Below are 8493 nucleotides of genomic sequence, written 5' to 3' on the forward strand. Positions count from 1 at the left end.
ATACTCAGTTGCGCAAATGACGATTTGAAAAATGGCAGTTTAATTCACTGGTATACAGTGGATTCAATACTGATTTGATCCCAGCATAACAAGGGTGCATGCCTGCAAAACCTCAATTCCTTTTGCTTTAGCTTTAGTAAAAAATACAGGATTCTCTGTCCCCGGATTGAATATGATCCGTTTTGGTTGTAGACTGATTAAATAATCAATCCATTCTTCCTGATTGGAGGGCCCTATGTAGAGTGTGATAGTATGAATATTCTGTAATTCTGGCTTAGTGCGAAGATCCATAATCTTCTCACCAAAAACTTCACCTGATTTGATACCAATGGGTATAAAGGGAACACCTGCATTTGTCAGTCTGCTCGCAGCGAAATAAGCATATCTGGAGGCATTGGTGGTAGCCCCAACTATCAAAGTAAGTTTATCTGACATCTTCTCTGCTTCCATAAGTTTTGTCCCGCTCAAAGGTATCCATGTGTCTATGCTTCTTCGTCTCGTATATATCTGCAAGTGTGATCAAAATCCCCGTTTCTTCCACTTCCCCAAATTCATCATTTAAGGCTGTACCGAAGGTCATCATAGTTGGGGAAAGATTCATATAGGTATTGATCAATGGAGGAATATTTTCTCCATAGGTTCTGATGCGTCCATTCAGCAACTTATATCCTTCCTTGTATTCCAATCCTTCAAAAGGATTACCGGCGTCCGGCAAATCAGTTTCATAACCTAGCATCAATTCTGTCTTTGGCTTTACCAATCCTTCCTTATCCGGGAAATAGTAATTCATAAACATTAGGAGCAAATCTCTTGCTTCGCGGTTGAAATGAGGATACATGGTGACTTTGCCAAACAGGTATTTGACATCTGGATTCATCAATACCACTGCACCAAGTCCATCCCAAAGATTATCGAGGCTAAAAATCCCCTTCCTGTTATCGAACGCAGGCTGGTATTTTGGTTGAACGAAAGATCTCCCAAGTTCTATAGTAAAGGGAATGTAATCCTGGATAAATCGATCTGTGAAATCAAATAAATGTGTAGTGGAGAGATTTAACCTACCATCATCCTCAATTGAATTTTTACAGTTGATCAATCTATAACCCGCAACAATCTCTTCATCTTCCGGATTCCAGGTAACCAGCTGATCATAGCAGTTCTCACAAATATCATTTTCGTCCAAGTCAAGCTCAAGCCCTGTTCCTCCTCCCGCTGCCCTGAAAGTCAGTTCCCTCAATCTCCCTATTTCCCTAACTACATTGGGGGAATTATGAAAATTCACCAAATAAACTAGGTTGTCCCCATTGTTTGCATACCGTAAAAATCTCTCCGGAGTCAACTCAGCTTTCAGTAGCTCTTTATCTATTGCCGGAATTATCTCTGCTTCTTTCTTCATTCTTTTTTACCAAGTTCGTAAACTATATCCTTCACATGATCAGCCCACTGTCCATCAGATTTGGATGAGTTTAGGCTTTGATAGGAAATTTGTTCACCTACAGTGATCACCACTTTTTGACCTTGCTGCTTGTACAACTCATCAGCAAGATAAAACATTTCAATATTGGCTTTGATACCAATTCTCTTTCTCCAATAAGCCAAATTGTAGAAAAATTTTGAGTTTTTACCTCCTATAAAACAAGGTAATATATCTTTTTTGTATTTCTTCGCTTTAGATACAAAGCTCTTTTTCCATTGCAAATCACGAATCTCAGCTTCATCTTTCCTTGAAACTAACCCTGCGGGAAAAATTAAAACGGCGTAAGACCCGGAATATGCTGATTCGATTGCTGCAAGGGTGTCAGCAGAATTTTTACCATGTTTATTGATTGGAACAAACAAAGTCTGGAAATTTTTAAAGGCCATTAAGAGGTCGTTTACCAAAAATCGTATATCTGTCCTCACTTGTCCAATCGCCTGCATCAATGCAATGCCGTCAATTCCACCTAAGGGATGATTTGCTGCAATGATAATTCCCCCAGTTTTCGGAATATTTTCTCCTCCCACTAGCTCAACTTCAATATTAAGTTCCCGGATTAATCCATTTGCATAGTCAATGCCGTGCAAGTGCTCAACTTTCGCCAGCACCTCATTCATCCATTCTTCATGCGTCACCCGCTTAATGTAACGAAGTAAAAAGCCCGGCATCCATTTCAAAAGCGCAGGATTTTTGGAATCTATAGCTTTCTCTATATCGATAAATTTCTCAGACATTTATACTCTGCGGGGATTGAAGAGGTTTGAAAACAGGATAAATAGTTCTTTTTCCATTTCAAAATAAACCTAAAAGTACAAAAAAACAGATTTAACAAGGGGTTTCAAGCACGATCAATCAATTACTATCCTGATTACCAATCCAGTTAATTTAAATTCAGTGGTTGGGAAATACTAAATATCACATGCTTTCTATCAGTCTATGCATATTTAGTTTTCTGAAATACTCAGAAAGGTGAAAATCTGATTCTAGAGCACTCCTTCTGCTCGCCTCCAATTAATTCCTTATTTTTGCTCGCTGAAAACTATATCCTATGAACGAATCCATCCTATCCCTTTGTCCTGGCCTTTGGAAAGACTATGAACTCATAGACACAGGAGGTTTTGAAAAATTGGAGCGATTCGGGGACTTCATTTTAAGTAGGCCTGAACCTCAGGCGATTTGGGATAAGACACTTCCCGAAAGTGAATGGAGAAACCTAGCACATGCACACTTCGCCAAAGAGAAAAGTAATCCGGAGAAAGGAAATTGGGAGCAGTTGAAAAAAATGCCTCACAATTGGGCAATTGAATATAGCAATGTAGAGGGTTTGAATCTGAAGCTAAACTTGGCCCAAACCTCCTTTAAGCACATCGGTCTATTTCCTGAACAGGCTGTAAATTGGGATTATCTCTACAAAACCATCCAGCGATCCCCTGTGCCTAAACCTAAAGTGCTTAACCTTTTCGCATACACAGGAGCTGCAAGTGTTGCCGCAAAAGCCGCAGGAGCGGATGTGACTCACTTGGATTCAGTCAAACAGGTGGTTACTTGGTCCAGACATAATATGGAGTCTTCCGGTCAGTCCGATATCCGATGGATGGTGGATGACGCGATGAAATTCATCAAAAGAGAAGCACGCCGCGGAAACAAATACAATGGAATCATTCTGGATCCGCCAGCTTACGGGCGTGGTCCAGATGGTGAAAAATGGGTGTTGGAAGAGCAAATTAACGAAATGTTAAAAGTATGTGCAGAGATCCTCGATCCTAAAGATCATTTTCTCCTGCTGAACATGTATTCTCTAAGCTTCTCCTCGCTTATCGCAGCGAACCTAATTAACACTACTTTCAAAAATGTCCAAAATGCCGAACATGGAGAGCTTTATCTTCAGGACAACCAAAACAAAAAACTGCCGCTTGGAATCTTCTTTAGATTTTCCAGCTTTTGAATTAAACATCAGTAATGAATAACCGTCAGCTTTTCCTTCAGCATCTAGCTCAAACAACAGATTTCCCTTTGATGATAGAAGTGGAAAAAGCGGAAGGCATTTACCTATATGGTTCTAATGGAGAAAAATACATTGATCTAATATCCGGAATCGGTGTAAGCAATGTCGGTCATCGTCACCCAAAAGTTTTGGATGCTGTACAAGGGCAACTTGACAAATATCTGCATCTGATGGTGTATGGAGAATATGTTCAAAGCCCACAGTCTTTACTGGCAAAAGTACTCTGTGACACGCTTCCCGAAAAATTAGACAATGTCTATCTGGTAAATAGTGGCAGCGAAGCTATAGAAGGAGCCTTAAAACTTGCGAAAAGATATACTGGAAAGCCAAACTTAATTTCCTGTGTAAATGCCTATCATGGAAGTTCACACGGATCACTGAGCGTGGGCGGAAATGAGATTTTCAAGCAAGCCTATCGTCCTTTGCTTCCTGGCATAAGCCATATTAATTACGGAGAAATTTCTGATTTGGAAATTATTGACTCCAACACTGCCGCCGTCCTGATAGAAACCATTCAGGGCGAAGCAGGAATCAGGGTTGCGTATAAAGAATACTTTGAAGCATTACGGAAACGTTGCGATGACACTGGGACGCTGCTTATTTTAGACGAAGTACAATGTGGATTTGGGAGGACAGGGAAATTTTGGGCCTTCGAGCATTTTGGGATAATTCCGGATATAGTAGTTTGTGCCAAAGGAATGGGCGGCGGAATGCCAATAGGTGCATTTATAGCAAATAAAGATGTAATGGGAGTCTTTAAAAACAACCCCATACTGGGTCATATCACTACTTTTGGCGGACATCCTGTAAGTTCAGCCGCTTCTTTGGCGACTATTCAAATCATTCTGGAAGAAAAGCTAATTGAGGAAGTGGAAGCAAAAGCCACTTTGATCAAAGCTCTTTTGGTCCATCCAAAAATCAAAAGCATTAGAAATAAAGGCTTATTGATGGCTGTTGAGTTTGATTCTTTTGATACTCTCAAGCCAATCATTGATCGTGCGATAGAATTAGGAGTAATTACAGATTGGTTTTTATTCTGTGATGATTCTATGCGAATTGCTCCTCCTTTAACTATATCCAAAGAAGAAATTCATGAAGCATGTCAAATAATTTTGCAGGCAATTGAAGAGGTAAATGAATAGCTGATAGACGACTTCCCAGAGAAGCTTTCAATTCTTAAGATACTCAATTTTTACAATTACAAAAGCCAGTTCATCATTGATATTTTCATACATCCAAATGTTTCCATCCTTAGTAAAGTAAGTTGATGGAAGCTTATCCAGTTCTGATATCCCAGCCTCAGCTAATAGGTTGAAATCTTTATCAAGCACACTTAAAAAAATATCCGACCCACTTGAAAAGGCTTTAATGTTAATCTATTTATGAAGGAACTCCAAAGCAGATTTAGCCTCGTAGATTTTAGACTTCTAACTTCAGATTTTAGCTTTTAGAGAATTCCCTTCTCTGGATGCTTTCCAGTAACCGTTCTTCCGAATACTTTTAGCTCCTCAATCTGAGCATCCATATTTCCATCCGGATAAATGCATGGGCCTATTCCTGCCTCCTTTTTTTTGTAATCAAGATACCCAACTATTATGGGCACATTTGCTCCAACCGCTATTTGGTAAAAACCTGACTTCCATTTCTTTACCTGACTTCTTGTGCCTTCTGGTGTCACCATGATTACAAGTTCATCCCGTTCTTTAAGCATCGAGACCATGGATTCAGTATAAGTCTGCTTTCTGCCTCCTGGAATTCTTTTCCGGTCTATAGCAATAGCGCCTAGACCTCTTAGCATCCACCCGAGCGGTCCTACCATAGCTTCTTTTTTAATGGTAAACCTAACAGGTATATCCATTAGGAAAAAAGCAGCTCTTGCATATAAAATATCCCAATTTGAAGTATGTGGAATAGCGATCAAAACAGCTTTCTTCAACCCTTTTGGCCATTGGTCGTTCAGAGACCATCCTGAAAGCCAGAAAACAATACGTGACAAAAATTTCATCATACTTTCTCAGGTTTATTGTTTTTAGTCACCAATTCCAACATTGAAGGATTTTCCTGAATAAAATTCATGGTATACTCATACCCAACTTCAAATAGTTCAGGAGCTTTTTTGATATCAAAAACGCCGTAACGTCCTAATCCCGGAGGTTCAATAAAATAATCACATTTTGCTTTTCTGCTATAAACATTATAGTTCATAGCCATTATTACTGATCGTTCAATCAGTTTTTTCATGTTCTTAATGTTGGTTTCTTCGGGCAACTGATTACAATTTATTCCAATCACATAATCACAAATACCATCCAGTGGCTCTACAGGAAGATTATTGAGAACACCACCATCCACGAGATACCTATTACCTATTACTATAGGATCAAACATGCCCGGAATACATGACGACGCCATAATTGGCCTGATCAGCTCCCCTTCCGAATAGTAACGCACTTTAGCCTTTTTAATGTCAGTGGCAGCTACGGTCAATGGAATTTTCAATTTTGCGAAATCATCATGATCCAGATATAACCTAAATAGGTTGCCAACGGAATCCATTTTAAAAAAACCGGTCAAAGAAATAGCCGGGCGCAAAAACTTAAAGTAATTGGTCTCCACTATTATTTTCAGGATTTCTTCGGGGGAATAGCCCTGACAAAACATTGCTCCCGCAATCGCCCCGGCAGATGTACCTGACACTTTGGTTGGAAAAATACTGGATTCGGTGAGTGCTTTCAGCACACCCAAATGCGCAATCCCGCGAACCCCTCCTCCTGAAAGAGCTATCCCAATCTTTAGTTTAGATTTCATCTAGTCTGAATGTTTGATCTAAGCGTACGCCCCTATCAGTCATTTTCACAGTGCAGCATTCGTTATATGCATCATGTTCAAGAAACAGTACATATTGCTCACGTGCTGCCTCCTCTAGGAATTTAGCTTTCTCGTCCATTGTGATAAGTGGGCGTGTATCATACCCCATCACGTATGGTAAGGGAATATGCCCAACCGAGGGAAGTAAATCCGCCACAAAAACAACTGTCCTACCTTTATATTCAATCTTTGGAAGCATTTGCTTATCCGTATGTCCGTCTACAGTGATAAAGTCAAAGCCAGGAAGAAACGATTTCTTCTCCAAGTCTACATAATCCAACTGTCCAAGCTCCTGCATGGGGAAAATGTTCTCTTCGAGAAAAGAAGCTTTTTCACGGGGATTAGGATCAGTAGCCCACTTCCAATGAGCTTTATTTGACCAATAAGTAGCTCTTGGAAATGTCATCTCATATTGACCATGTGATCCATACTTTACACCGCCTCCACAGTGATCAAAATGCAAATGAGTCAAAAAATTATCCGTAATCTGATGGGAGCTGACGCCAAGTTTTTTAAGGTTCTTATCCAAAGAATCATCTCCATGAAGGCAATAATGGGAGAAGAATTTTGCATCCTGTTTATCTCCAATGCCGTTGTCGATTAAAACAATTCTGTTTCCGTCCACGGCCAGCAAAGATCTCATAGCCCAGGTACACATGTTGTTTACGTCTGCCTTATTAGTCCGTGACCAAAGTGACTTGGGAACGACACCAAACATGGCCCCTCCGTCCAATTTGAAAAATCCGGTATTGACTACGTATAATTCCATGGTATGAAAGAAAAATCCCGGACTCTGTGCAAAGTCCGGGTTTAAAATTTTTACTCGACTACTACACCCATCGAGCAAAACTTGTCGATACGTTGGTCAATTCTTTTTTCAGGCTTGATTTTATCGAGCTCCTTTAAAGCGCTTAGAATAGCTTCTTTTAATGTAATGGCCATTTTTTTCATATCACGATGCGCTCCACCAAGTGGCTCAGGAATAATTCCGTCTACGAGCCCGTTCCCTTCCATATCGATTGCCGTCAATTTCAAAGCTTCGGCAGCCTGCTCCTTATAATCCCAACTTCTCCACAGAATTGTAGAACAGTTTTCAGGAGAAATGACCGAATACCAGGAATTTTCCAGCATCAGCACCCTATCTCCAATAGCTATACCCAAAGCTCCTCCAGATGCACCTTCACCAATGATGATACAGATGACTGGCACTTTTAGCATAAACATTTCTTTGATATTACGGGCTATAGCCTCGCCTTGGCCCCTCTCTTCAGCTTCCAAACCTGGAAATGCGCCTGGAGTATCTATTAAAGTAATGATTGGCTTACCAAACTTTTCAGCCATTTTCATCAAGCGAAGTGCTTTTCTGTATCCTTCAGGATTTGCCATCCCAAAGTTTCTCATCTGACGCTGTTTGGTGTTTCTACCTTTTTGCTGGCCGATAAACATGACTGATCTACCATCCAAATCTCCCAACCCACCTACCATTGCCTTGTCATCAGCCACATTTCTATCCCCATGCAGCTCGACAAAATCATTTGTCATCTCATAGATATAGTCAAGCGCGTAAGGTCTTTCGGCATGTCTGGAAAGCTGAACTCGCTGCCAGCGGGTCAGATTTTGAAAAGTCTCTTTTTTCAAAGCAAGAATTTTATCTTCAAGGGATTCAATATCTGAGCTTAAATCGATATTTCTGCCGGTAGCCAACTCCTTCATTTCCTGAAGTTTCTGTTCTAAATCAGCTATAGGTTTTTCGAATTCTAATACCATTTTGGTGATTTTTGGGAAAAACAAAGATAAGCATATACCCTTGGGAATTAAAATTTTTAATCAACGGCCTTTTTATAATTATCGGGGAACTTATAAAATCCGGAAAAAACAATATGTTCCGAAGAAATTCGGGTCTTTAAACGGAATGGACAGCCTGTCCCGATTTTTTCCGGTAGGACTCGAACCCGCAACCTTCCCGATAAATCGGGACAGGCAGTCTATCCAGATATACTCTCAGCTATTAATACTTCAATAAATGATCAGGATTTTTTCATTTTAATAGCTCTTTCCATTTGTAGAGCTTCCTTTTTTGATTTAAATGATTTAGTCCAAACAATCTTCCATGGTTGCTTTCTTGCTGTGTATCCACCGTGCT

10 protein-coding genes are annotated in these 8493 nt (G+C 40.1%); 2 read left to right on the forward strand and 8 right to left on the reverse strand.

Translation table 11 applies throughout. The annotated features are described in order from the left end of the window. Window positions 1-63: 63 nt before the first annotated feature. Genes AACZ73_RS17035 through AACZ73_RS17045 form a run of 3 tightly spaced genes read right to left on the reverse strand, consistent with a single transcriptional unit; the run spans window position 64 to window position 2211 of the window. Entirely contained in the window at window positions 64-450 is a 387-nt protein-coding gene (locus tag AACZ73_RS17035) for a CoA-binding protein (RefSeq protein ID WP_339879708.1), read from the reverse strand. Continuing rightward, on the reverse strand, window positions 425-1396 hold the full coding sequence (locus tag AACZ73_RS17040; RefSeq protein WP_339879709.1) for a GNAT family N-acetyltransferase: 972 nt from the start codon (window positions 1394-1396) through the stop codon (window positions 425-427). The genes AACZ73_RS17035 and AACZ73_RS17040 overlap by 26 nt, the downstream gene beginning before the upstream one ends. Continuing rightward, window positions 1393-2211, reverse strand: a complete 819-nt coding sequence (locus AACZ73_RS17045; protein WP_339879711.1) for a 1-acyl-sn-glycerol-3-phosphate acyltransferase — start codon at window positions 2209-2211, stop codon at window positions 1393-1395. The genes AACZ73_RS17040 and AACZ73_RS17045 overlap by 4 nt, the downstream gene beginning before the upstream one ends. 314 nt (window positions 2212-2525) lie before the next feature. Between AACZ73_RS17045 and AACZ73_RS17050 the strand changes: the two genes are divergently transcribed. After that, a complete protein-coding gene (locus AACZ73_RS17050) occupies window positions 2526-3422 on the forward strand; it encodes a class I SAM-dependent methyltransferase (protein WP_339879713.1) in 897 nt (298 codons plus the stop codon). A 14-nt stretch (window positions 3423-3436) separates the two neighbouring features. Then, complete coding sequence (locus AACZ73_RS17055) at window positions 3437-4624, forward strand: aspartate aminotransferase family protein (protein WP_339879715.1); 1188 nt, start codon at window positions 3437-3439, stop codon at window positions 4622-4624. Between the two features lie 27 nt (window positions 4625-4651). On the opposite strand, the gene AACZ73_RS17060 is transcribed toward AACZ73_RS17055, so the two are convergent. From AACZ73_RS17060 to AACZ73_RS17080, 5 genes are all read right to left on the reverse strand, one after another. Further along, the gene (locus AACZ73_RS17060) at window positions 4652-4813 is read right to left on the reverse strand and encodes a hypothetical protein (protein ID WP_339879716.1); all 162 of its coding nucleotides are present in this window, start codon (window positions 4811-4813) and stop codon (window positions 4652-4654) included. A gap of 116 nt (window positions 4814-4929) precedes the next feature. Next, window positions 4930-5490 carry a 1-acyl-sn-glycerol-3-phosphate acyltransferase gene (locus tag AACZ73_RS17065; protein ID WP_339879718.1) on the reverse strand — a complete coding sequence of 187 codons (561 nt, stop codon included), beginning with the start codon at window positions 5488-5490 and terminating at the stop codon, window positions 4930-4932. Then, a complete protein-coding gene (locus AACZ73_RS17070; protein ID WP_339879720.1) occupies window positions 5487-6290 on the reverse strand; it encodes a patatin-like phospholipase family protein in 804 nt (267 codons plus the stop codon). The genes AACZ73_RS17065 and AACZ73_RS17070 overlap by 4 nt, the downstream gene beginning before the upstream one ends. Then, complete coding sequence (locus AACZ73_RS17075; RefSeq protein ID WP_339879722.1) at window positions 6280-7119, reverse strand: MBL fold metallo-hydrolase; 840 nt, start codon at window positions 7117-7119, stop codon at window positions 6280-6282. The genes AACZ73_RS17070 and AACZ73_RS17075 overlap by 11 nt, the downstream gene beginning before the upstream one ends. A gap of 50 nt (window positions 7120-7169) precedes the next feature. Continuing rightward, complete coding sequence (locus AACZ73_RS17080; RefSeq protein ID WP_339879724.1) at window positions 7170-8117, reverse strand: acetyl-CoA carboxylase carboxyltransferase subunit alpha; 948 nt, start codon at window positions 8115-8117, stop codon at window positions 7170-7172. Window positions 8118-8493: the final 376 nt, after the last annotated feature.

Source organism: uncultured Algoriphagus sp. (assembly GCF_963974835.1).
Taxonomy (GTDB): domain Bacteria; phylum Bacteroidota; class Bacteroidia; order Cytophagales; family Cyclobacteriaceae; genus Algoriphagus.

What these genes read in the sequence shown, in the direction of transcription:
- AACZ73_RS17045 (WP_339879711.1), bottom strand. Translation starts at nt 2,211, where the DNA reads ATGTCTGAGAAATTTATCGATATAGAGAAAGCTATAGATTCCAAAAAT.
- AACZ73_RS17070 (WP_339879720.1), bottom strand. Translation starts at nt 6,290, where the DNA reads ATGAAATCTAAACTAAAGATTGGGATAGCTCTTTCAGGAGGAGGGGTT.
- AACZ73_RS17050 (WP_339879713.1), top strand. Translation starts at nt 2,526, where the DNA reads ATGAACGAATCCATCCTATCCCTTTGTCCTGGCCTTTGGAAAGACTAT.
- AACZ73_RS17040 (WP_339879709.1), bottom strand. Translation starts at nt 1,396, where the DNA reads ATGAAGAAAGAAGCAGAGATAATTCCGGCAATAGATAAAGAGCTACTG.
- AACZ73_RS17075 (WP_339879722.1), bottom strand. Translation starts at nt 7,119, where the DNA reads ATGGAATTATACGTAGTCAATACCGGATTTTTCAAATTGGACGGAGGG.
- AACZ73_RS17055 (WP_339879715.1), top strand. Translation starts at nt 3,437, where the DNA reads ATGAATAACCGTCAGCTTTTCCTTCAGCATCTAGCTCAAACAACAGAT.
- AACZ73_RS17035 (WP_339879708.1), bottom strand. Translation starts at nt 450, where the DNA reads ATGGAAGCAGAGAAGATGTCAGATAAACTTACTTTGATAGTTGGGGCT.
- AACZ73_RS17080 (WP_339879724.1), bottom strand. Translation starts at nt 8,117, where the DNA reads ATGGTATTAGAATTCGAAAAACCTATAGCTGATTTAGAACAGAAACTT.
- AACZ73_RS17065 (WP_339879718.1), bottom strand. Translation starts at nt 5,490, where the DNA reads ATGATGAAATTTTTGTCACGTATTGTTTTCTGGCTTTCAGGATGGTCT.